21 protein-coding genes are annotated in these 23,058 nt (G+C 57.3%); 8 read left to right on the plus strand and 13 right to left on the minus strand.

From position 1 onward, the window contains the following. Window positions 1-101: 101 nt before the first annotated feature. Window positions 102-1,268, plus strand: a complete 1,167-nt coding sequence (locus ABL922_RS00485; RefSeq protein ID WP_349022237.1) for a HAMP domain-containing sensor histidine kinase — start codon at window positions 102-104, stop codon at window positions 1,266-1,268. Between the two features lie 17 nt (window positions 1,269-1,285). Here ABL922_RS00485 and ABL922_RS00490 read toward each other — a convergent pair whose 3' ends face one another. Next, entirely contained in the window at window positions 1,286-2,572 is a 1,287-nt protein-coding gene (locus ABL922_RS00490) for a citrate synthase (RefSeq protein WP_349022238.1), read from the minus strand. A gap of 279 nt (window positions 2,573-2,851) precedes the next feature. Here ABL922_RS00490 and ABL922_RS00495 point away from each other — a divergent pair, with 279 nt between their 5' ends. Beyond that, window positions 2,852-5,068, plus strand: coding sequence for a ComEC/Rec2 family competence protein (locus ABL922_RS00495; RefSeq protein ID WP_349022239.1), 2,217 nt, complete (start codon window positions 2,852-2,854; stop codon window positions 5,066-5,068). Here ABL922_RS00495 and lexA read toward each other — a convergent pair. The 6 genes from lexA to ABL922_RS00525 all read right to left on the minus strand — a co-directional run bounded on the left by lexA (window position 5,062) and on the right by ABL922_RS00525 (window position 9,895). Continuing rightward, window positions 5,062-5,766: a transcriptional repressor LexA gene (lexA, locus tag ABL922_RS00500; RefSeq protein WP_349022240.1), complete on the minus strand. Its 705-nt coding sequence runs from the start codon at window positions 5,764-5,766 to the stop codon at window positions 5,062-5,064. The two genes, ABL922_RS00495 and lexA, sit on opposite strands and share 7 nt — an antisense overlap. 89 nt (window positions 5,767-5,855) lie before the next feature. Next, the gene (glp, locus tag ABL922_RS00505) at window positions 5,856-7,034 is read right to left on the minus strand and encodes a gephyrin-like molybdotransferase Glp (RefSeq protein WP_349022241.1); all 1,179 of its coding nucleotides are present in this window, start codon (window positions 7,032-7,034) and stop codon (window positions 5,856-5,858) included. Further along, window positions 7,031-7,501, minus strand: a complete 471-nt coding sequence (gene moaC / locus ABL922_RS00510; protein WP_349022242.1) for a cyclic pyranopterin monophosphate synthase MoaC — start codon at window positions 7,499-7,501, stop codon at window positions 7,031-7,033. Before moaC ends, glp begins: the two co-directional genes overlap by 4 nt. A gap of 326 nt (window positions 7,502-7,827) precedes the next feature. Continuing rightward, a complete protein-coding gene (locus ABL922_RS00515; RefSeq protein WP_349022243.1) occupies window positions 7,828-8,523 on the minus strand; it encodes a hypothetical protein in 696 nt (231 codons plus the stop codon). 83 nt (window positions 8,524-8,606) lie between these two features. Next, complete coding sequence (trpC, locus tag ABL922_RS00520) at window positions 8,607-9,386, minus strand: indole-3-glycerol phosphate synthase TrpC (protein WP_349022244.1); 780 nt, start codon at window positions 9,384-9,386, stop codon at window positions 8,607-8,609. 47 nt (window positions 9,387-9,433) lie between these two features. Further along, complete coding sequence (locus ABL922_RS00525) at window positions 9,434-9,895, minus strand: Lrp/AsnC family transcriptional regulator (RefSeq protein WP_349022245.1); 462 nt, start codon at window positions 9,893-9,895, stop codon at window positions 9,434-9,436. 143 nt (window positions 9,896-10,038) lie between these two features. On the opposite strand from ABL922_RS00525, the gene ABL922_RS00530 reads away from it, so the two are divergent. Then, window positions 10,039-11,475 (plus strand): amidohydrolase family protein, encoded by a 1,437-nt coding sequence (locus tag ABL922_RS00530; protein WP_349022246.1) that lies wholly within the window; start codon window positions 10,039-10,041, stop codon window positions 11,473-11,475. Window positions 11,476-11,490: 15 nt separating this feature from the next. Here the strand turns inward: ABL922_RS00530 and trpD are convergent, their stop codons facing one another. From trpD to ABL922_RS00555, 5 genes are read right to left on the minus strand one after another with little or no spacing between them, the layout of a single operon-like run. Continuing rightward, window positions 11,491-12,459 carry an anthranilate phosphoribosyltransferase gene (gene trpD / locus ABL922_RS00535; RefSeq protein WP_349022247.1) on the minus strand — a complete coding sequence of 323 codons (969 nt, stop codon included), beginning with the start codon at window positions 12,457-12,459 and terminating at the stop codon, window positions 11,491-11,493. Then, window positions 12,456-12,977, minus strand: coding sequence for a YcxB family protein (locus ABL922_RS00540; protein ID WP_349022248.1), 522 nt, complete (start codon window positions 12,975-12,977; stop codon window positions 12,456-12,458). The genes trpD and ABL922_RS00540 overlap by 4 nt, the downstream gene beginning before the upstream one ends. Next, on the minus strand, window positions 12,974-13,570 hold the full coding sequence (locus ABL922_RS00545; RefSeq protein WP_349022249.1) for an aminodeoxychorismate/anthranilate synthase component II: 597 nt from the start codon (window positions 13,568-13,570) through the stop codon (window positions 12,974-12,976). The genes ABL922_RS00540 and ABL922_RS00545 overlap by 4 nt, the downstream gene beginning before the upstream one ends. After that, window positions 13,567-15,087: a chorismate-binding protein gene (locus tag ABL922_RS00550; protein ID WP_349022250.1), complete on the minus strand. Its 1,521-nt coding sequence runs from the start codon at window positions 15,085-15,087 to the stop codon at window positions 13,567-13,569. Before ABL922_RS00550 ends, ABL922_RS00545 begins: the two co-directional genes overlap by 4 nt. Window positions 15,088-15,103: 16 nt before the next feature. Then, window positions 15,104-17,047 carry a SurA N-terminal domain-containing protein gene (locus ABL922_RS00555; RefSeq protein ID WP_349022251.1) on the minus strand — a complete coding sequence of 648 codons (1,944 nt, stop codon included), beginning with the start codon at window positions 17,045-17,047 and terminating at the stop codon, window positions 15,104-15,106. A gap of 159 nt (window positions 17,048-17,206) precedes the next feature. On the opposite strand from ABL922_RS00555, the gene tpiA reads away from it, so the two are divergent. The 3 genes from tpiA (at window position 17,207) to ABL922_RS00570 (ending at window position 20,163) form a co-directional block, all read left to right on the plus strand. Next, window positions 17,207-17,947, plus strand: coding sequence for a triose-phosphate isomerase (tpiA, locus tag ABL922_RS00560; RefSeq protein WP_349022252.1), 741 nt, complete (start codon window positions 17,207-17,209; stop codon window positions 17,945-17,947). Between the two features lie 84 nt (window positions 17,948-18,031). Next, window positions 18,032-18,412, plus strand: coding sequence for a preprotein translocase subunit SecG (gene secG / locus ABL922_RS00565; RefSeq protein ID WP_349022253.1), 381 nt, complete (start codon window positions 18,032-18,034; stop codon window positions 18,410-18,412). Window positions 18,413-18,528: 116 nt separating this feature from the next. Beyond that, window positions 18,529-20,163 carry a CTP synthase gene (locus tag ABL922_RS00570; protein WP_349022254.1) on the plus strand — a complete coding sequence of 545 codons (1,635 nt, stop codon included), beginning with the start codon at window positions 18,529-18,531 and terminating at the stop codon, window positions 20,161-20,163. Window positions 20,164-20,201: 38 nt separating this feature from the next. Here the strand turns inward: ABL922_RS00570 and ABL922_RS00575 are convergent, their stop codons facing one another. Further along, window positions 20,202-20,681 carry an Hsp20 family protein gene (locus tag ABL922_RS00575; protein WP_349022255.1) on the minus strand — a complete coding sequence of 160 codons (480 nt, stop codon included), beginning with the start codon at window positions 20,679-20,681 and terminating at the stop codon, window positions 20,202-20,204. A 428-nt stretch (window positions 20,682-21,109) separates the two neighbouring features. Between ABL922_RS00575 and ABL922_RS00580 the strand changes: the two genes are divergently transcribed. After that, window positions 21,110-22,360 (plus strand): lipoprotein-releasing ABC transporter permease subunit, encoded by a 1,251-nt coding sequence (locus tag ABL922_RS00580; protein WP_349022292.1) that lies wholly within the window; start codon window positions 21,110-21,112, stop codon window positions 22,358-22,360. Beyond that, the gene (locus tag ABL922_RS00585; RefSeq protein ID WP_349022256.1) at window positions 22,353-23,027 is read left to right on the plus strand and encodes an ABC transporter ATP-binding protein; all 675 of its coding nucleotides are present in this window, start codon (window positions 22,353-22,355) and stop codon (window positions 23,025-23,027) included. Before ABL922_RS00580 ends, ABL922_RS00585 begins: the two co-directional genes overlap by 8 nt. Window positions 23,028-23,058: the final 31 nt, after the last annotated feature.

Below are 23,058 nucleotides of genomic sequence, written 5' to 3' on the forward strand. Positions count from 1 at the left end.
ATATTTCGAACAGTGGGCATGAAGGGGGAATCTTGGCCGTTCCCGGCCTGCTCGATCTCGCCTTTCTATGCTTGCGGACCGGGCTGCGGTTTGAACGATCTGTGTTTGTTGCAGACAAGGATCACGACATCGAACTCTGGGTAGAGGCCGAAAAACAGAATCAGAATGTGCAACTGTCGGTCGTTGGTTGGCAGGAACGGGATTCGTCACACCCCACGTCGCAGCCGTTTAAAAGCAGTCTGATCCAAACGCCGGATCGGAAATTTCCACTATCGATGCAGATAAACCATGCCGCGGTTGTATTGCGGGCGTCTGGCACGTTGTTGGAACTGTTCGGCGATGACTTTATAGCCGCGGGGTTTGATGACCATTTTGAGCTTGTCGATCAGCAAGGCACAATTGCGGATCTATTGAAATCGCCGGACGGAATACCGGATAGGCTGAGTATCAGGCAACGTTCGACCGGAACGGAACGCGAGGCACTGGTAGATGTTGTCAAGTCCGGCGTGAACAAAGTTGTAGGTGTGCATCTGGTTTTCCTGATGCCAGAAGTGGGTGTTGCTGATCAGGATAGTTCGAAGGAAGTTACGCGACAACATAATAGCGGAATGGGGCTGGGGAGGCATTTTGCGAGTGCGGTGCGCCAGCCATTAGGCCGCATCTTGGCCAACGCCGAAACCATTGGTTCAGAACTGAATGGGCCGGTCCTCGAACAATATTCAAGCTATGCAAAAGATATCGCGTCGGCGGCGAAACATCTCTCGGAACTGGTTGGAGATCTGGAAGACCTGGACGCGATCGACAGGCCGGAGTTCAAAGTTGCTCGGGAACCAGTCGAGTTTGGCGATATAGCCCGCCGTGTTTCCGGTTTACTGGCACTCAAGGCGGCGGACCACCAGATTGCCCTAGTTCACCCTGATGAGGCGACCCAATGCGAAGTCGTTGGCGAGTTTCGTCGGGTTTTGCAGATAATGCTCAATCTTGTCGGCAACGCCATCCGCTATTCGCCCGGCGGCACGGAGATACGGATCACTATTGACCCTGCTGCTTCGTCGATTTCGGTCGAGGATGACGGGCCGGGCATCCCTGAAGAAGACCGCGAACGGGTGTTCACCAAGTTCGAACGACTGGGGCGTTCGGGAGATGGTGGCAGCGGACTTGGGCTGTTCATTTCGCGCAAACTTGCACGCGCCATGGGCGGCGACTTGATCGTTGAAGAAGGCACAGCAGGCGGAGCGCGATTTACGCTCAGCCTGCCAACCTCATAGTCCTTTCGGATTTTAACCTAGCGCTTGCCGACCGGCACGTACGGACGTGCAGTCGGGCCAGTGTACAACTGGCGCGGACGGCCGATTTTCTGGCCGGGATCGGAAATCATTTCATTCCACTGTGCGACCCAACCCACGGTACGGGCGAGGGCGAAAAGAACGGTAAACATTGTAGTCGGGAAACCGATCGCCGACAGGATGATGCCAGAATAGAAGTCGACATTCGGGAACAGCTTTTTCTCGATGAAATAGGGGTCGTTAAGCGCCATTTCCTCAAGCTGCATCGCGACTTCGAAAATGGGATCATTGACCTTGAGCGCGGTCAGCACTTCGCGCACCGTTTTTTGCATGACCGTCGCACGTGGATCGTAGTTTTTGTACACACGGTGGCCAAAGCCCATCAGGCGGAACGGATCGTTCTTGTCCTTGGCGCGCGCGATATAGTGCGGAATCTTGTCGGGCGTGCCAATTTCGCGCAGCATGTTGAGAGCCGCTTCATTGGCACCGCCATGTGCCGGGCCCCAGAGGCAGGCAATTCCAGCTGCAATGCAGGCAAAGGGATTGGCCCCCGACGAACCAGCAAGGCGCACGGTCGAGGTCGACGCATTTTGTTCATGGTCCGCATGCAGTATGAAGATGCGATCCAGCGCCTGTTCGACAGCAGGGATGACTTCATATTCTTCAGCCGGAACGCCAAAGGTCATGCGCAGGAAGTTGCCGGTGTAAGACAGCTTGTTGTCGGGATAGATAAAGGGCTGCCCGACCGAATATTTATAGGCCATCGCCGCAATGGTCGGCATCTTGGCTATCAGTCGGTGGCTGGCAATCTTGCGCTGCAACGGATCGGCAATGTCTGTCGAGTCATGATAGAATGCCGACAGTGCGCCTACGACACCGCACATGATCGCCATCGGGTGTGCGTCGCGACGGAAACCGCGATAAAAGGTCGCCAACTGCTCGTGCAACATCGTGTGGCGCGAAATGGTATAGCTGAAGTCTTCCAGTTCCTGTTTCGACGGCAATTCGCCGTTTAGCAGCAGGTAGGACACTTCCATGAAGCTCGACTCTTCCGACAGTTCCTCAATCGAATAGCCGCGGTGCAACAACACACCTTCGTCGCCATCGATATAGGTCAACTGTGATTCACAGCTGGCGGTTGAGGTAAAGCCCGGATCAAAGGTGAAGCAATCGGTCTGGGCGTACAGCTTGCGGATGTCGATGACATCCGGTCCCACCGTCCCCGATACCACTGGCAGGTCGACCTGCTGGTCACCCAAGTTGAGAGTCGCAACCTTGTTTGTCATGCGCGTTCCATTCACTCATTTGGCCGGGGAAAGCCGATTTCATTTTACTCCTGTCAAACCGCCAAATTCGGTATGTTTTTATAGTTTTGGCAGCCTCACAAAAGGCGGGAGACGAAAATACAGGCATAGCAAAACCGAGGTCGGAATATGCCCCTTGTCGCGGCTTCCTTGCGCAGTTTTGTGCGGCGCGTCAAGGGCGTCGAAAACGGCTTGTTTCTCGTTGAAACACAAGCATAACAGACTTTGTGGTGGCGCACTGGTTTCAGGGCTGGCCGCAACATGCAATTTGCTATCGATGAACCTGTATCGATCGATGTCGACCCGTCGGGCAGCAATTGTCTATCGCTCGTCGAAAACTGGCTGGAATCTGAACGGGAACGCCTACCACTTTTGATTCCTGTCGGGATCGGTTTTGGAATTTCGATCTGGCAGGTTTTCGGCGCTGAATATTGGTGGTTGATCGCCAGTGGCTGCACCGGCGCGGCATTGCTCGGACTTTCCATTGGCCCATCGTCGCGACTGAAGGGGCTAATGTTCGTTGGCGCTTTTTTGATTGGGCTGGGCTTCGGCACCATAACAATAAAATCATGGCTGTACGGCGCCGAACCTATGGAAAGGCCATGGATTGGCAAACTGCACGGGCGTGTCGAAAGTATAGAGGATGTGTCGGCACGCGATATTGTCCGTTACCGAATATATGTCGGTCAGCATCGAGAACTGCCTCTGATCATCCGGGTGAATATCGACAAGCAGCTCGCGTCGCCCGAAATCGCGCCGGGAAGCGTTATCAAATTCAAGGCGCGGTTGATGCCACCACCGGGGCCTGCCTTGCCGGGAAGTTATGATTTCGCACGGACAGCGTGGTTCAGCGGAATTGGTGCCACGGGCCGGATTTTGGGGCCGGTGCACATCGTTTCTTCGCCCCAAGTTCGGCAGGATTTCTGGAATAGCACTCGAAACGCATTGTCGACGCGGATCCAGTTGGCGATGGGAGCGGAAACCGGTCCGGTCGGCAGCGCTTTGCTGGTCGGCACCCGCGGCAGCATCGAAGAGGTCGATGCAGATGCATTGCGCAATTCGGGAATGGCGCATCTTTTGTCCGTTAGCGGGTTGCATGTCACCGCTGTCGTGGGCGGAACTTTTATATTGATTGCAAGCCTGCTGGCGTCTTGGCCTTGGCTGGCATTGCGCATGTCGGTGCCGTTAGCGTCGGCAGCCTGCGCTGCCGTTGTAGCGGTGCTGTACACGCTGTTGACTGGTGCTGAGGTGCCAACCGTTCGCGCTTGCATCGCTGCTTTGCTCATTCTCGTCGCTTTGGCGATGGGTCGCGATGCACTCTCGTTGCGCCTGCTTGCCGCTGGTGCCACTTTTGTCCTGCTATTCTGGCCTGAGGCGCTGGCCGGGCCCAGCTTTCAATTAAGTTTCGCAGCCGTTGGAACCATAATCCTTTTGCACGACAGCAAATGGATGCGACACTTTATGCAACGGCGAGAGGAGACCTTGCCGATACGGATTATGCGGCAATTTCTGGGGCTGCTGCTGACTGGGTTGGCCATCGAACTGGTGCTGGCCCCGATTGCCTTGTTTCATTTTCACAAAAGTGGGCTCTATGGCGCGCTGGCGAACATAGCGGCTATTCCCCTGACGACGTTTCTGGTGATGCCAGCGCAGTTGCTGGGCCTTTTGGCAGATGTCGTCTGGTCGGGTTTGGGGGCGCCCTTTTGGTGGGTGGCAAAGCAGGGCATAACGGCAATTTTATGGATTGCCCATTCGGTGAGTGCTGCGCCGGGGGCGGTTGCTCTGTTGCCCGAAATGCCGGTTTGGGCGTTTGGAACCGCGATACTATCAGGGCTGGGCATCGCGATATTCGGGTCACGCTGGCGATGGCTGGCGCTGGGGCCGATGGTGATTGCAACCACGGCGATGCTAAGTGCCACGCGTCCCGATATGTTGTTGACGGGCGATGGTCAGCATTTGGCGGTCGTTTATGGGGACGGACAACTGGCATTGCTACGACCAAGGGCGGGGGAATATGCCCGCTCGATCTTGGGTGAAACGGCGGCTGTTGGGGAAGTTGCGATAGCATTGGATGATATGCGCGGTGCTGTCTGCAATTCTGACGGATGCACATTTGCACTGCAAAAAGGCAGACGTGACTGGCGCATATTGGCCTTGCGTTCAGACTATATGATCCCGTCCATGGAACTGGCGGCGGCCTGTCGGCGTAGCGATATTGTCATCAGCAGCAGGTGGCTGCCCTGGAGTTGCAAACCGCGCTGGCTGAAGGCCGATGCCACATTGCTTGAAAAAACGGGCGGACTGGCATTTTATCTGGCCGATGCGAAAATAAGCAGCGTTGCGGCAGAAAATGCGCATCATCCCTGGTCAGCCTATGCGCCGCTGAGCCTGCAAGCGCGGGCTGAACGGCGCGCAAAAGAAAAAGCGGCGAGGAAAGCCCCGCCGCTTTTGAAAAATACGGATACGAAAACTCAGTGATAGCGGCGGAGTAATCCAGCTAGCCGTCCCTGAACTTCAACTTCGTTTGCGTCATAATATTGCGGGTCATAGCTACTGTTTGCCGGATCAAGGCGGATACGGCCATTTTCGCGGCGAAGATATTTGAGCGTTGCCTCTTCTCCGCGAACAAGCGCCACCACGATTTCACCATCACGTGCGGTTTGGGTTTTGCGGATCAGGGCATAGTCGCCATCGAGAATGCCTGCCTCGACCATTGAGTCGCCGGATACTTCGAGCGCATAATGTTCGCCCGAACCCAGCAATGCCACCGGTACCGAAAGCGAATTCTGGCCTTCCAAGGCTTCGATCGGAACACCGGCGGCGATCTTTCCGTGCAACGGAATCTCGATCACATCATTGGCCGCGACCGGCAAAGTCTTGGCCGGAGCAGGGCGAAGATCGGCGATATTCGCGACCTTCGCATTGACCGCCTCGTTTTGCGAGAGCGAACGGGCGCTGCCGCCGTCGGGCATCTTGACCACTTCCAGAGCGCGAGCGCGATTGGGAAGACGGCGAAGAAAACCGCGTTCTTCTAGCGCACCAATCAGCCGGTGCACACCCGACTTGCTCTTGAGGTCGAGGGCCTCTTTCATTTCCTCGAAAGAGGGCGAAACGCCGGATGTTTCGAGGCGTTCGTGGATGAACATCAGAAGCGCGTGCTGTTTGGAGGTCAACATGTTTTGTTCCTGCCTGGTTGAACAGATGTGGAACGATTAGGAAACAAAGGGGGGTGTTGTCAAGTGCCTGTCATTCAGAGACATCTGACCTATGTTAGCGCATAATAGGGCACTTCGCTGTCAGCGGGGGTGAATCCAACATTGGAAGGACGTATTATCAACGCATTAGCCTCTGAAAGTGCTCCCAGCATCGCGCTGTCATTGGCACCGACCGGCATCAATTTGCCATCGACCAGCCTAGCTCGCAGATGGTCGGTGCGCGGGCCATTGGCGGCAAGATCAACAGCAGTCGTAGCCGTGAGTCGCTGCGGCAACGGGTCACCTGCGCCAGACCGATGCGCTATCAACGGGCGCAGATAGAGCATCGCCGTAACAAATGCCGACACCGGATTACCAGGCAAGCCCAAAGCTACCGCATCGCCCAATCGCCCGGCAATCACTGGCTTTCCCGGGCGCATCGCGATTTTCCAGAAGACGATTTCGCCACCCGCAGCCTTCAGTGCAGGCACGATCAGGTCATGATCGCCCACCGAAGCTCCACCAGTCGTCACGATGATGTCATGGTCTGTCAACGCGCGGAATTGTCGAGTCAGTGCCTCCAGATCATCCTCGACAGCGGGAAATTCGCTCAATTCGACAGGCAATCCGCGCAGCATTGCCGCCAGCATCACCCCGTTTGAGGCCGGAATCTGATCCTCTGCACATGGCTCGCCAGGCGTCACCAGTTCATTGCCCGTCGAAACCAGCGCAACCTTTAGTTTGCGATGCACCAAAAGCGCACCATGTCCCGCCATTGCCACCAATGCGATATGGCGCGCGTGCAATTCAGCACCCGTAGGCACAACGACTGCGCCCATAACAAAATCGCCCCCGGCACGGCGCACATTCTGGCCAGCCTTTTGCACCGCATCGCCTGTCAGGGTGACAAGGTCCCCCTCGCGCGCAACATTTTCTTGGATGAGGACGGTGTCGGCACCTTCGGGAACCACCGCACCTGTAAAGATGCGCACCGCTTCGCCTGAAGCAACGTTGCCCTGAAATTGCCGGCCAGCCGCACTCTCGCCGATCATGGTCCAAGGCCCGGCAGCGTCGGCAAAGCGGATTGCATAGCCATCCATGGCCGACAAATCGCGCGCAGGCTGTGTGCGTAAGGCGAGCACATCCTCAGCTGCCCATCGTCCAGTTGCTTCTGCCAAAGTGACGCGTTCAGTTTCAACCGGCTCTATCAGCGCCAAAATCCGCGCCTGCGCTTCCTCGACCGAAATCATGCCGCGCGCCAATCCCCCGATTTGCCTCCGCTTTTTGAAAGCAGCCGCACGCCTGAAATCACCATCGCCTTGTCGAGCGCCTTGGCCATGTCGTAAATGGTGAGCAGCGCCACCGACGACGCCGTCATCGCTTCCATTTCGACCCCGGTCTGCCCAGTCAACCGGGCGAGTGCGGTGACGCGGATGCCGTCCTCCTCAAACTCGAAATCGACCGCAACTTTTGAAAGCGCCAGCGGGTGGCAGAGCGGGATCAACTCGCTGGTCTTCTTCGCCGCCATAATGCCGGCGATACGTGCTGTAGCGAGCACATCACCCTTTTTGACCGCGCCCTCTTTAATCGCCGCCAGCGCCTCTGCCGACATGCATATCCGCCCCTCCGCCACAGCTTCACGGAGGGTGGCATCCTTGGCGGAAATATCGACCATCGCGGCATTGCCTGCTTCGTCGAGGTGGGTGAGTTTGGTCATGGCCGTTGTAATGCCTTGGCCGGAGTGCGCTGTCGAGAGGTTGAGCCAGTTTGTTTCACGCGAAAGACGCGAGGATTATTAAAAGGGTGGCGAAAACCGATCCCGAAGGGATCCTAAAGACTACAGCATTTATGAGGGGCGCTGCGCGCCAAGCGTAAGCCGACATCTTCAAAATCTTCGCGTCCTTTGCGTGAAACAAATGACCGAACTTAATGGATAGTCTAGGTCCCAGTCAGCAAAGCCCGCATCGTCACCTCGACAACAGCTTGCCGCATCAAGCTCTCGCCGTCTTGGAGGCAGCATGTCGAGTGGTCGTATTGCGGAAGCTATTTCTGCTCGCCGAACCGTTGCTCCGCACTCTGGTCAAATTGCTGCTTCATCATGTCTTGCGTCGTGCGTGACTTGAAGACATCAGCAACCAGAGACCGCGTATAAGAATCGTTGAAATCCAGCTTTACGTCCAATTCTTTCGCCCATTCGGACGCAGCAAGATCGTTGATTATCGTTGCAAAAACCGGACGTGTTTGGAATGTATCGTTGAACATGGCATCGGCATCAGCCTGCGTCAGATCCTCATTGTTGTAATGGGCAAACATCGTATCATCCGGTACGCGCCCCAATGCCCAATTTGAGCGGTATAGCCCCGCGGCGCTGATCGCATGTTCACGCGCAAACTCGCGTTCGTCATCGGTCCAGTCATTTTCCTGCTGGCATTCGATCAGTACTTTGTCGAATTCTGCATAGGCGCTGGCAACGCGATCATCGATCATTTGCTGGGATATTTCGGGCGGTTTCTTGCCATCCTGAAGGTCCTGAAATGTCATTTCGTCCTTTGGATCTGCCTTTGCATGGACGGTCTTCAAAGCCAGGTCGAGCGTGCTGAACCGCTTCGCCTTTAACATTCCAGCCTTTTTTGAGGGGCAGTTGAGCGTCAGATGATGCTCAAATGCGCTTTTAGCAACTGCAGGAGTAGTGGCTAGCAACAGGGCCGGAAGGGCAAGATGCAGGTCAAAACGAAGCATAAACGCGCCTCTCCAGATTTAGACGTTTTCGGTTTCTAGCCGATGAAATGGGCGCATGCTTGGAAAAAAGGCACCGGCGTGCGCTAATTCCCAGTCAGCAAAGCCCGCGTCACCGCCTCGACATCATCCTGCCGCATCAGGCTTTCCCCGACGAGGAAAGTCCGCACACCGCTTTGGGCCATCCGCACGCAATCGGGATGTGAACCGATGCCGCTTTCGCACACCAGCAGCACATCGTCAGGCACCATGCCCGCCAAGCGTTCGGTGGTCGCCAAATCAACCTCGAAGGTCTTGAGGTTGCGGTTGTTGACGCCGATCAGCCGCGACTGGAGCTTTGTGAGTGCACGCTCCATTTCGGCTTCGTCATGCACCTCGACCAGAACGTCCAAGCGTTGTTCGCGCGCCGCCGTCTCGATCTCCACCATTTCGGCGTCTTCCAGCGCCGCGACGATAATCAAAATCGCATCCGCCCCGATCGCGCGCGCCTCGGCGCATTGCCAGGGATCGACCATGAAATCCTTACGGATCACCGGCAAATCGCAAGCGGCGCGCGCGGCAATCAGATAATCCTCATGTCCTTGAAAATAGGGTGCGTCAGTCAACACTGAAAGGCAGGCCGCTCCACCTGCTGCATAGGCTCGGGCATGGGCCGGCGGATCGAAATCGGCGCGGATAAGGCCTTTGGAAGGGCTGGCCTTTTTGATTTCAGCGATCAGCGCAAAACCGCTGCCCGCTTTGGCCCGCAACGCCGCCTCAAACCCGCGAACGGGGGAGGGGGTGGGCCAGTGCGAAAGGCCCTGCGGCTTGCGCGCAGCGACTTCGGAGCGCTTGGTGGCGCAGATTTCGGTGAGTTTATTGGTCATGTGGATTGGCCGCTACCTGACGCGTTGTGTTTAGGCAACGCATAGCGTCAAACTGGGACGATGCTGCTAACCTTCAAACGATCCATTGCGACGGTTGTTTTGAAACGCTTGATATTCGTATTTCCGACGAAATGCCTTTCGGTGAAGGCCTTATAATCCGTCATGTTGGGTACAAGGATAATTGCGATCAGATCGGCGTCGCCTGTTACATAATAGCATTGCTGGACAAAGGGATCACGAATTAGCCCGTCTTTGACGTTTTCGAAATCCGCTGCACTTTCGCTTTCCAGTGAAATATCGACGATGATCGTCAAAGGGTGACCAACATGATCGGGATCGACAATCGCACGAACGGCAAGAATAGTGCCATTTTCTTTCATGCGTTGCACCCGGCGAAGCGTCGCAGAAGCTGACAGGTTTACCTGATTTCCGATTTCAGCATAGCTCAGTGACGCGTCTTGCTGCATCAGCTTCAATATTGTTCGATCAAAGCGATCTAGCTGATTCATTGTGTGACGCCCCATTCGAAACGCAATAATCCTGCAACTATGACGCTCAAATAGATGAGATTTTGCGCGGGAGATACACTATTGTTGCGTCAAGCGAAGCCCTGATGTGAGGCTATGCAAGGACATGGATGAGGTTCTATCGAATGACATATCGTAAAACGACAATGTCGATGGCCAAACTGGCAATAGCATTTTCTTTGGGCCTGACTTCGGTCGTTGCCATTGCAAAGCCAGGCAAGCGCGATGAAACCCCGGCATCGGCGACCGTCATTGAGCATGTTACCATCGTACCGATGACAGAGACAGGAGGCGTAATTGCGGACGCCACAGTCGTAATTGAAAATGGCCGGATAACCTCTCTTAACGGCGTCGCTCCAAAGGGCGCAAAACGCCTGAACGGCAAGGGCAAATGGCTAATACCGGGCTTGACAGACATGCATGTGCACTTGCCGTCTGACGGACTGCCACGACCGCCTAAATATCCAACCGAAGCGCCAACGTTTTTCTTCGATACCCAAGATATTATGACGCCCTACATCGCCAACGGTGTAACGCAGTTGCTCAATCTGGATGCGGTTGCAGCGTCGGTTGGGCAGAGGAATGAAATCGCTTCGGGTAAGATTTTGGGGCCAAGCATCGCGCTTGCCGCAGTGATCAATGGTGCTGAGGGACGAGGTCGTATCGCGAATACCCCCGCTGATGGACGCCAAACCGTTCGCAACATCAAAGCCGAAGGCTATGATTTCGTCAAAGTCTATTCGGATCTGAATGTCGATACTTTTATCGCAATTGTTGAAGAGGCCAATAGACAAGGCATGAAGGTTTTGGGGCATATTCCCGAATCCTTCGAAGGCCAGCTGGAAAAGGCATTTGTTCCGGGTTTTGCGATGGTCGCGCACGCAGAAGAATTCTCAAAACAATCCGCCAACTTCACCGATGAAGATGCAAAACGCTTTGCACGCTTGGCAAAGCAGAATGGGACATGGGTTTCGCCAACACTAGTGACAATGCGCTGGATCGCCAGCGAGACTCGCTCGCTCGATGAAATGAAGGCGAACCCGAACTTGAAATACATGCACCCGTTGCTGCAAAGCAAATGGACCACCGCGAACCGGTATAACCGCAACTCGTCACCAAAGTTGATCGATTATTTTGACCGAATGGTGGAATTCCATCGCCGATTGGTCAAAGCGTTTAAGGCCGAAGGCGTGCCAATTGTAGCGGGAAGCGACGCATTGACCTCTGGCGTCGTTGGCGGGTTTTCCTTGCACGAAGAACTGGAACTTATGGTTGGGGTGGGGCTTTCCAGCGAAGAGGCGTTGGCCACAGCGACGCGGCTGCCTGCAATCTGGTTGGGCGTCGACGGCGATCGTGGCACTATTGAGGTCGGCAAGCGCGCCGATCTTGTGCTGTTAAACGCCAACCCGTTGGAGAACATTTCCAACATCAGCAAGATCGCAGGCGTTAGCGTTGACGGACGATGGCTGGATCGCGCCGCGCTAGATGCACGAATGGCGGACTTGGCCAAGCGGAACGAGGCCACCAAAGCGGATTTTGATTTTGGCAAAATCGGAAAATAGCCGCGCTGTAGTGCTTTAGAAGTTGATCCAGCACTCAAGCAACGCCTTGGCCAACCCCTTGTCGATGGCCTCGGCAGCCTCCTCGACACCGGTACGCCAGTCGTGCGCATGCCCTGCGACCATCAGTGCAGCGGCGGCGTTGAAGAGGACGGCGTCGCGATAGGCGAGGTCTTGGGCGGTGTCTGTTAGACCTGCGAGAAGGCGGCGGAGGGCTTCGGCGTTGTAATGGGCATCGCCGCCTTTCAGAGCTTCGGGCGGGTGGCGAGGGAGGCCAGCATCCTCAGGGGTTATGCGTTCGGCTGCACGGCCGAGGCGGATGAAACTGCTTGGGCCGGAAATCGACAGTTCATCGAGCGGCTCGTCGCCCGCGACCAGCATGACATCGTCATAGCCGAGAAGTTCGAGTGCACCGGCATAGACCGGCATGAAATCGGGCCGCGCAACACCAATCAACTGATGTTTGACGCCCGCCGGATTGCAGGCAGGGCCAGTGAGGTTGAATATGGTGCGCCGCCCGATTTCCCGGCGGATCGGCGCGATGCGGCCTAGCGCCGGGTGGTATTTCTGCGCGAACAGGAAGGCGATGCCAAGGTCGGCAAGTGTTGCTTCTGCGGTCGCCGCTGCACGATCAAGGTTGAGGCCAAGCGCCTCCAGCGTATCAGCCCCGCCTGCCTTGCTCGATGCCGCACGGTTGCCATGCTTGGCAACCGGCACTTCGCATGCGGCGACAACAATGGCGACTGCGGTGGAGACATTCAGACTGTGCGCCCCGTCACCGCCGGTGCCGCAAACATCGATGGCACCTTCTGGAGCGGTCACCCGGATCATGCGCGTCCGCATCGCGCGGATGGCCCCTGCAATTTCCTCGGATGTCTCATCGCGTTCGGCCATTTCGATCAGGATGGCCTTGATCTCGGCATCGGACATTTTGCCGTCGAGCATTTGCCCGAACAGGGCTTCGGATTCGGAAACCGATAGACTCATTTCGGTGGCCATTTGTTCGACACACCATTGGCGACCAAGGCATCGATCAACGACTGACGGGTGGCGGCGTCGGAAAAGGCGCGGGTGGGGATGAAATGGTAGAGATGGGTCTGGCGATACAACAGGATGACGTTTTCATCGGCGCGCCATGCTGCGAAATCGGCGATCGGTTGGGTCCAGTTCGCGGTATCACTCGCCATGCTCGCCGTTTCACTGTCCCAGCGGAAAGAGGTAGGCTCTCTCAGGTTCTTGTCATGCTTAAGCGCTTTACGCGCCATCCGCGGGATCGACCAATAGCGCGACAGGATCGGGAGCAAAACGATGACGGCAAACATCGCGCCAAAGGTGAATGTCATAGCCCCCAAATCAAAGCCTTCATCCATGGCAAAAACCAGAGACAGAAAAGCAACAACGACAATGCCCATGATCATGGCGTAGCGTTTTATGCCGCCAAGCTGATATAGGCGCTGCGCAGCAACCAGATCGTATTCCCGAACCTCGAACTGGATCTCGTTCACACCCGTTCCTTCGGCGTCATCCCCGCCAAGCGCATGAAGTTTGCGAGCATTGCATGGCCATGTTCGGTGGCGATGCTTTCGGGGTGGAATTGGACGCCGTGGATCGGCAGTTCGCGGTGGCGGAAGCCCATGACATGGCCGTCATCCGAGGTCGCATTGACGATCAGTTCGCCAGGAATATTTTCGACAATCAGCGAGTGATAGCGGGTGGCTGTGAAGGGCGAGGGGAGGCCCTCAAACAGCCCGCTGCCGTCATGGCCGACCGGGCTGGTTTTGCCATGCATCAACCCGCCGCGCACGACCTTACCGCCAAAATGCTGGCCGATGGTCTGATGGCCTAGGCAGACGCCAAGCAGCGGCTTCTTCGCCTCCGCACAGGCTGCGACCATATCGAGGCAGATGCCTGCTTCATTGGGCGTGCAGGGGCCGGGGGAGAGCAGGAAGGCCTGCGCACCGCTCGACAGCGCCTGCCCGGCGGAAATCGCATCGTTGCGCACTACCTCCACCTCGGCGCCCAGTTCCTGCAGATAATGGACCAGGTTGAAGGTGAAGCTGTCATAATTGTCGATGACGAGGATGCGATTATTGCTCATTGCCCGAACCCAGCCTCTCCGGCGACGCGCACGGCTTCGCGGGCAGCGGCCATCAGCGCGCCTGCCTTGGCTTCGCATTCGCGCTGCTCATAATCGGGGTTGCTGTCGGCAACGATGCCTGCACCTGCTTGCACATGCAGCATGCCATCCTTGACGATACCGGTGCGCAATACGATGCAGCTGTCCATATTCCCGTCCGGGCTGAAATAGCCGACCCCGCCTGCATAGGCACCGCGGGTTTCGGGCTCCAGCTCGGCGATGATCTCGCAGGCGCGGACCTTTGGCGCACCGCTGACAGTGCCAGCGGGGAAGCCGGCGAACAGCGCATCGAGCGCGTCTTTGCCCTTGGCCAGCCTGCCGACGACGTTGGAGACGATGTGCATCACATGGCTGTAAAATTCGACCATATAGCTGTCGGTCACGGTCACACTGCCGCCTTCGGTGACGCGGCCGACATCGTTGCGGCCAAGATCGAGGAGCATCAGATGCTCGGCACGCTCCTTGGGGTCGGCGAGCAGGCTATCACGGTTTTCGGCATCCTCAAGCGCGGTTTTGCCGCGCGGGCGCGTTCCTGCAATCGGGCGAATGGTAACTTCGCCGTCGCGGACGCGCACCAATATTTCGGGACTTGAACCGATGAGGGCAAAGCCGGGCATGTCGAGGAAATAGAGAAACGGCGACGGGTTGATCCGCCGCAGCGCGCGGTAAAGATCGACCGGGGGCAGGGAAAAGGGCAGCGAGAAACGCTGCGCCAGCACGACCTGGAAGATGTCTCCCGCCGCGATATAGTCCTTCGCCTTCAGCACCATCTTTTCATATTGGCCGGGAACGAGTGCGGGGGTTGGTTCGGGTAGCGGCGCAAGTTCTGCATGGGCCATGCTCGCCGGAACCGGCTGAGCCAGTTTCGCGGCTGTGGCGTCGATCCGATCATAGGCGGCTGCAATCAACCGTTCAGGGTCTCCGCCCTCGGGCCAGATCGGGGCGGCAATGTATAGTCGGTCAGCAAGCCGATCGAACACAAGCACCACAGTAGGCCGCACGAACATCATGTCGGGCACGCCTATGGGGTTTGCAGGTGGACGCGGCAGCTTTTCTACAAGACCTATGGTCTCATAACCAAAATGGCCGACAAGACAGGCAAAGGCCGCAGGGAGCCCTTCGGGCATATCGATACGGCATGCTTCGAATAGCTTGCGCAAACTGGCAAGGGCACCTTCGCCAGTGGGCGCAAAGGCCGTACGGTCGGTCTGCCAGTTGCGGTTGATCTCTGCCGCGTCGCCGTCGGCGCGGAAAACCAGATCGGGAGCAAGACCGATCAGGCTATGCCGACCGCGCACCGCGCCGCCCTCTACCGATTCCAGAATGAAATCGCCGCGCCCGGCCTCGAACAGCTTGAGCGCTGCGGAAACCGGGGTTTCGGTATCGGCGATCAGATCGCGCCACACAATCGCGGATTGGCCAGCAGCCAGTTGCGCGCGTGCAATATCGGCGAGACGGGCAGAGCTGGTGTCGTTCATACCCGTCCGTTACGCCTTACTGTGCCGCGTCCTGATTGGTCAGGCGGTTGCGGATGTCCTTGAGCGCGCTGTCATTCTTGCTGACGCCGATTTCTGCGCGCGCGGCGTTGATCAGCTGTGCGGCATATTCCTGTTGTAAAAGGCTGAGCATTTCCTGACGGCGGGCGGCGACCAGTTCAACATTCTTGCTGGCATCGCCCTTGATGACTTCATTGAGGTGCACCACGAACCAGCCCTGACTACGCCCAGCATCGAGCGTTTTTGCCGTGCCCTTTTTCATCGCGAACATCATCGCGAGCGGCGGGGGCATTTGCTGGCCTTCGCGGTTGAGGTCCATACGGCTGCCCGAAATGGCTTCAACTGCAGGCAATTTGGTACCGACTGCGGCCATCGCATCAGCAAGCGGCTTGCCGCTGAGGACAGCGCGTTGCACCTGCTCGGCAACAACCTTTGCCTTTTTAGAACCCTCTGCAAACGCCCATTGCTGAAGCACAACGTCGCGCACTCCTGCGAGCGGAGGTGGAGCGGCTTCTTCAAAGTCCGCTACCGAAACCATCGCGAATTTCTCGCCGGGCACGATTTCGATAAGCTGGGCTTCGCCATCGCTTTCCATATCGAATGCAGCGGGCAGGATGCGCTGCATTTCGGCGATGGGTTTGTAGGCAGGCGAAGCAGGGTTCTGGCCGTTGGCGAATAATTTGGGGGTGGTTTCAACCTTCAGGCCATTGGCATTCGCCATATCGCCGATCGTCGAGCCACCGGCAAATTCATCTTCGATTTCGGATGTCAGATCGGAGAGCAGTTCAGCCTTCTTTTCCGTCGCAATCGTCTTTGCGATTTCGGCGCTGACCGAAGCCAGCGGGCGAGCGGCAATTTCATTCACCGCATTCACCCTAACGACATACCAGCCAAGGCTACCACGGGTGGGGGCTGCAGTCTTTCCGGCGGCTGTTGCGAAGACAGTATCGGCCACAGCCTTGGATGCCGAGCTGGTCAGTGCCTCACGGGTCACGCCATTGCTGTTGGTCGGGCTGAGGCCCAGCTCGCTGGCGACCGCAGCAATGGACTGTCCGCCCGAAAGTTTTGCAAGCGCGGCTTTGGCGGCTGCTTCGGTCGGGAACACCAACTGGCTGATGTCGCGGGTTTGTGATGCGGCATATTTCTTGGCATTGGCCTTGTAATAGTCCGCAATTTCCTGCGTCGTTGCATCGGCCTTGGCATCGACGATAGTGGCGTCGAAGATCGCGTAGCTGATCGCGCGCTTTTCGGGGATGGTGAAGCGTGCGGAGTTGGCGCGGTAATAGGTCTGCAGCACCGCATCGCTGGGAGGTGCCGACGGTAGGAAGGCCTGCGAGGGGATCAACGCGACATTGCCTGCGCGTTTTTCGAGCAGCAGCGACGCATATGGCATTACCAGACTGGTCGGGGCAGGCGCACCTACACCCGCAACCGGCAGGATCTGCTGAGCATAGAGGTTTTGCGTGAAATCATCGCGGATCATCGCTTCGGTGAGATCAAGGCCCTGCAGGAAGGTCTGGAAGGCCTGATCGCTGAACTTGCCATCGGGTCCGGTCACATTGGGAAGCTTGCGGATCTCGGAATCGACGAGGCGCTTGCTCACCGCAATGCCATGTTCTTCGCCAAAGGCCGAAAGTGCATATCGGTTGATCAGCCGTTCGAGCGTTCCATCAAGCCCGCCACTTTCAACGAACTTTGCCATGTCGAGCGTCGGGTTGTCACGGCGTTCGGCGCGCAGGCTGTTGTCGAGCAGGTCCTGAAATTCGCCCAGGCCGATCTTCTTGCTGCCAACTTTGGCAACATGGCCCTGACCCAGCCCGCCAAAGCTGCCGGATCCGGTAACATCACCCAATGCAAAGGCAAAACCGACCAATACGACAAAGGCGAGGGCTATCATGGCACCCCAGCGTGAACCCAGAAGCTTGCGGATAAAACTGATCATGTCGGTCCTGAAAAAACTATGGCAAAGCGCAATTGGCGCCCGCTTTAGGCGGCAGTGCGCGGGCAATCAAGCGCGAAGGCCATTTGGATTTGCACCGCCGATTTGCTAGCGGGCCGAATCATATTCGTCGCCATCTCGGCCCGTTCTAAGGATTACACGATGCGCAAGCTGATCGCAGGCAATTGGAAAATGAACGGATTGTTGGCGCAACTCGACGATATCGCGGCGATAAGTGCTGCGGTTGCGGCATTCCCTTCGGTTGATACCGCTTTGTGCATTCCTGCCACGCTGATCCGCCCCGCTGCCGGTCGGTTCCCCGAGATGGCGATTGGGGGGCAGGATTGTCATATGTCGGTTTCGGGCGCGCATACCGGTTGCATCTCGGCGGAAATGCTTGCCGATGCGGGTGCCAAGCTGACCATTGTCGGCCATAGCGAACGCCGTGCTGCGCAGGGTGAAAGCGACACAGATGTGCGCGGCAAGGCGCTGGCCGCAAAAGCATCCGGCCTGTCTGCAATTGTATGTGTCGGAGAAACAGAAGCCGAACGTGATGCAGGGCACGCAGAGGCAATTGTCCTCGAACAACTTGCCGACTCGCTTCCCGACGTTGCTGCGGGTGACTGGCTGGCTGTCGCCTATGAACCGGTTTGGGCTATCGGCGCCGGACGTATCCCTTCGGTTGAAGATGTAGCGGCTATGCACGCTGCGATCCGTGGCGCTTTGGTTGCGCGGTTCGGCGACAGCGGTGCAGCCTTCCGCATCCTCTATGGCGGATCGATGAATGGCGAAAATGCTGCCAGCCTGCTTGCGATCCCAAATGTCGATGGCGGCCTGATCGGTGGTGCCAGCCTGAACGCGGAAAAATTCCTGCCGATCGTGGTCGCTGCTGCTGACGCATGAGCGATATTATTTGAAAAGACAGGCCGTCATCCCTATGTGGGCGGCATTCCGGCCATTGGCCTCACAAAATTATCGGACAATCAAATGGGTCTCTTTCATTTCCTCCTCGTCGTTTTTGCCGTTATTGCAGCTGCGCTGGTTGGCGTTATCCTGATGCAGCGTTCCGAAGGCGGCGGTCTGGGGATGGGGGGAAGCCCGTCGGGCCTGATGTCGGCGCGCGGTGCAGGCGATTTTCTGACCCGCACCACGGCGATTCTTGCGACCCTCTTCGTTGGCCTTGCCATTACAATGGCGTTCGTTTCGGCCAAGCGTGGTGCACCTTCGAGCGTCGATGAAACCCTAGAACGCGCGGCACCCGCCGCACAGCAGCAGCCTGTCGACCCAACCGCTGCTCCGGCATCTGCGCCGGCCGCTGACAAGGCCGCACCGGCAGCGCCCGCCAGCGACGTTCCGCTCGACAAATAATCACTGATTGCGGTCACTTTTGCGCAGTGCGCGCGACGGCGACCACAATTTATTTGCTTCGGCAGGCATATCGCCCCTTGCCGAATCCTATAAACTCGTCTTAGGCCTTTCCTCCCATGGCGCGGTTCATTTTCATCACCGGCGGCGTGGTCTCCTCGCTTGGCAAAGGTCTTATGGCAGCCTCACTGGCAGCCCTTTTGCAGGCGCGCGGCTACAAGGTCCGTATTCGTAAATTCGATCCCTATCTGAATGTCGATCCGGGCACGATGTCGCCCTATCAGCATGGCGAAGTCTATGTGACCGACGACGGTGCTGAAACCGACCTCGATCTCGGCCATTATGAACGCTTCACCGGCGTTTCGGCGAGGCAATCGGATAATGTAACGTCGGGTCGCATCTATCGAGACATCATCACAAAAGAACGGCGTGGCGATTATCTGGGCGCGACCGTGCAGGTCATCCCGCACGTCACCAACGAGATCAAGGCCTTCGCCCAAGCGGACGTCGATGGCCTCGATTTTGTGCTGTGCGAAATCGGTGGCACGGTGGGCGATATCGAATCGCTGCCGTTCATCGAAGCAATTCGCCAGATGCGGAACGAACTGGGGCGCGAGCAGACCGTATTCGTCCATGTCACGCTGGTGCCCTATATTGCGGCCGCAGGCGAATTGAAGACCAAACCGACCCAGCACAGCGTCAAGGAACTGACCGCGCTGGGCGTACAGCCTGACATCCTTCTCTGCCGCTGCGAACATCCGCTGCCTGAGAATGAGCAAGCGAAGATTGCGGCGTTCTGCAACGTGCGAAAGGAAGCCGTCATCCCCGCGCTCGATGCGAAATCCATCTATGCCGTGCCGCTGCAATATCATGCAGAGGGCCTCGACTATGAAGTGCTGCGTGCCTTTGGCATTACGCCGGGTGTCGCTCCCGATCTGCGGCGTTGGGAAGATATTCTCGACCGGCAGCAAAACCCCGAAGGCGAGGTTACTATCGGCGTGGTCGGCAAATATGTCGGCCTTGCAGACGCATATAAATCACTGAACGAGGCGCTGGCGCATGGCGGCTTTGCCAACCGGGTGAAGGTCAACATCAACTGGATCGACGCAGAATTGTTCGAAAAGGACGATAGCGACATCACCGCGGCGTTGGAGCCAATGCACGCGATCCTCGTGCCCGGCGGCTTTGGCGAACGCGGTTCGGAAGGCAAGATTGCCGCCGTCCGCTTTGCACGTGAACGCAAGGTGCCGTTTTTCGGCATCTGCCTTGGTATGCAGATGGCCTGCATCGAAGGCGCGCGCAATACGGCGGGCATAGCTGAAGCATCGAGTACCGAATTCGGTCCGACCAACGAACCAGTCGTCGGCATCATTACAGAATGGATGACCGAAGAAGGCTTGCAGACCCGTGAAGCGGGCGGCGACCTTGGCGGAACGATGCGGCTTGGCGCCTATGAGGCGCGGCTTGCGGGGAACAGCCATGTGTCAGGTATCTACGGTTCGTCGGTGATTTCAGAGCGTCACCGCCATCGCTATGAGGTCAACGGTGCCTATAAGGAGCCGCTGGAAAAGGGCGGTTTGATGTTCTCGGGCATGTCGCCGGACGGATTGCTACCCGAAATCGTCGAGCGGCCTGACCATCCCTGGTTCATCGGGGTGCAGTTCCACCCCGAACTCAAATCCAAACCATTTGACCCGCATCCGCTGTTCGCCAGCTTCATCGAAGCGGCGGTCGAGCAGAGCCGGTTGGTTTGAATGAATTCCCCTCCCGCAATCGGGAGGGGAGGTTTCAATTAAGCAGCCTTGCCGCCCTTTTTCTTCTCATCGCTATGTTCGATGACGGTTGGTGGCGTGCCACCGATCAGAACCTTGCGCGGTTTCAGCTCTTCGGGAACCTGACGCTCAAGCTGGATGATCAACAAACCATCGGCAAGGTCGGCGCCCTTGACGAACACATGGTCCGCCAGTTGGAAGCGGCGTTCGAAGTTGCGGTTGGCGATGCCGAGATGCAGGAAATCGCGGTTGTCATTGCCATCAACCTTTTTCTGACCGGCAACCATCAGTAGGTTTTGTTGCGCAGTGATATCGATCTCGTCGGGCTTGAAGCCGGCGACCGCGATCGTCACCAGATATTCGGTTTCAGAGGTGCGTTCGATGTTGAACGGGGGATAATTGTCGCCTTGGGTGGCGCCGCGAGTGTTTTCGAGCATGTCGAACAAGCGGTCAAAGCCAACAGTGTTGCGGCGATAGGGGGTGAAATCAAAACGGTTCATGTCAAATTCTCCTGTGAGCAATTTGTGTCTGTCGAAAGCCCGCATGCACGGCGCTTTCTGGTGGGTTGAGGGACCGTCTCCGGCTCCCTCAAGCCATAAATGGAATGTGAAGGACAAAAATCAAGGCCGCCCAATCGAAATTGGACGGCCCGATTGACGAAAATCGTCTGGATCCTACCGCCTCGCTTTTCGCAAAGTCGCGTGGGACCATATCCCCCTGAACCACGGCCATTCAGCGATGAACCTATTCAGCACCGGCAAAATGACGCAAATCGGGCTGATCGCAACGATTCTCTGGCTCGGTCGAACGCTTTTTCGCGGAGTGTGTCATCGCTGCAACAATAATGTAATAGAGGCTTTGGCTTGCGCGTACCGATGGCGCCGCCTAAAGGCTTGTCTTGCAACGCTATGCCGGAACACTGACCGACATGATCCTCAATCGATACGAACGCATGATCGCCAGGCGCTATGTGCTGCCGGGTAAAGGCGAAGGGTTCATCTTCCTCGTCGCCACGATCAGTCTGGTCGCCGTCGCGCTCGGAGTCGCCGCGCTCATCATCGTGATGAGCGTGATGAACGGCTTTCGAGCCGAACTGTTCGACAAGATTGTCGGGCTGAATGGCCATGCGGTGGTGCAGGGCTATGGCGGGCGATTGGCCGACTGGCGCGATGTGCTCAAAGATGTGCGTGCGACGCCGGGGGTTACCGAGGCCTCACCGCTGATCGAGCAACCCTTGCTTGCGACCCATGAAGGGCGTGTAGAGGCGATCTTGGCGCGCGGCATGGAGGTGCGCGATATACTCGAAAACCCGACGCTCAAGGGCAAGACGCTGGCGGGGGATATGAAGTTGCTCCGTCCGGGCAGCGAACGGGTCGCGATCGGCTCTCGCCTCGCGCAGAATTTGGGTGCGCGCTTGGGGCAGCGCTTGACCATCATCAATCCCGCTGGCCGGACGACGCCCTTTGGCACCGTTCCGCGCGAGATTTCATATGAAATAGCTGCGATCTTCGAGGTCGGCGTATATGATTATGACAAGGCGTTCGTGATCATGCCAATCGAGGATGCGCAAATCCTGATGCTGATGGGTGACCAAATCGGGATGATCGAACTCACCACCACCGATCCCGACAAGGTCAACGACATTCTTGCACCCTTGCAACCCAAAATCGCTGACAAGGCGGTGATCGTTGATTGGAAGAGCATGAATGCGTCGCTGTTTGAAGCGCTGGCGATCGAGCGGGTGGCGATGTTTATCGTGCTGTCGATTATTGTGCTGGTCGCCGTGTTCAACATATTGTCGTCGCTGATCATGCTGGTGCGCGCCAAGACCCGCGACATCGCGATACTACGGACCATGGGTGCGTCGCGGCAGTCGCTGCTCAAGATATTCGTGACAGTCGGACTGCTCATCGGTGCAGCAGGCACTGTTGCGGGCTTAATCCTCGGTTTCATCTTCCTTTTCTTCCGCCAGTCGATCGTCACGGCAATCCAGTTTTTGACCGGGCTCGAACTGTGGGATCCTTCGATCCGCTTCCTGACCGAGTTGCCCTCACGCACCGATCCGTTCGAGGTGTTGGCGATTTGCACTTTGGCACTGTTCTTCAGCTTCCTTGCAACGCTCTATCCGGCCTTCAAAGCTGCGGGAACCGATCCTGTGCAGGTGTTGCGTTATGAATAAAATCGTGGCCGAAATGCGCGATGTGCGGCGCAGCTTTACGCAGGGCGATGTGACCATCGAGGTGTTGTGCGGCGTGAATTTGTCTATCCGCGAAGGCGAATTAGTGGCGCTGCTCGGGCCTTCGGGGACGGGCAAGTCGACATTGTTGCAGGCGCTAGGGCTGCTTGAAGGCGGATTTACCGGTTCGATCCTGATCGATGGAGAGGAAATGCGCGATGCAGGTCCTGACAGGGCCACCGTGGTGCGACGGGAGAAGCTGGGCTTCGTCTATCAGTTCCACCATCTGCTGCCCGATTTCGATGCGCTGGAAAATGTCACGCTTCCGCAACTAATCGCCGGAACCGACCCGGAAGCTGCAAAGCAGCGGGCGACAGATCTGCTGACGACGCTCGGCCTCGGCGAACGGCTCGAACACCGCCCGGCTAAGCTTTCGGGCGGCGAACAGCAGCGTGTGGCGGTCGCGCGCGCGCTCGCCAACAAGCCGCGCCTCGTTCTGGCGGACGAACCCACCGGCAATCTTGACGAGAAAACCGCAGACATCGTTCTGTCCGAATTCATGGCACTGGTACGTGGGCAAGGATCGGCCGCGCTTGTCGCAACGCACAATGAACGTCTTGCTGCCAAGATGGACCGCATCGTTCGCCTGCACGAAGGTGTCTTGGGCTGAATAGACGTTTGTCGAAAGCAGCTGTGCTACA

Origin of the sequence: Sphingorhabdus sp., from assembly GCF_040079335.1 — a bacterium.
Lineage (GTDB): Bacteria > Pseudomonadota > Alphaproteobacteria > Sphingomonadales > Sphingomonadaceae > Sphingorhabdus_B.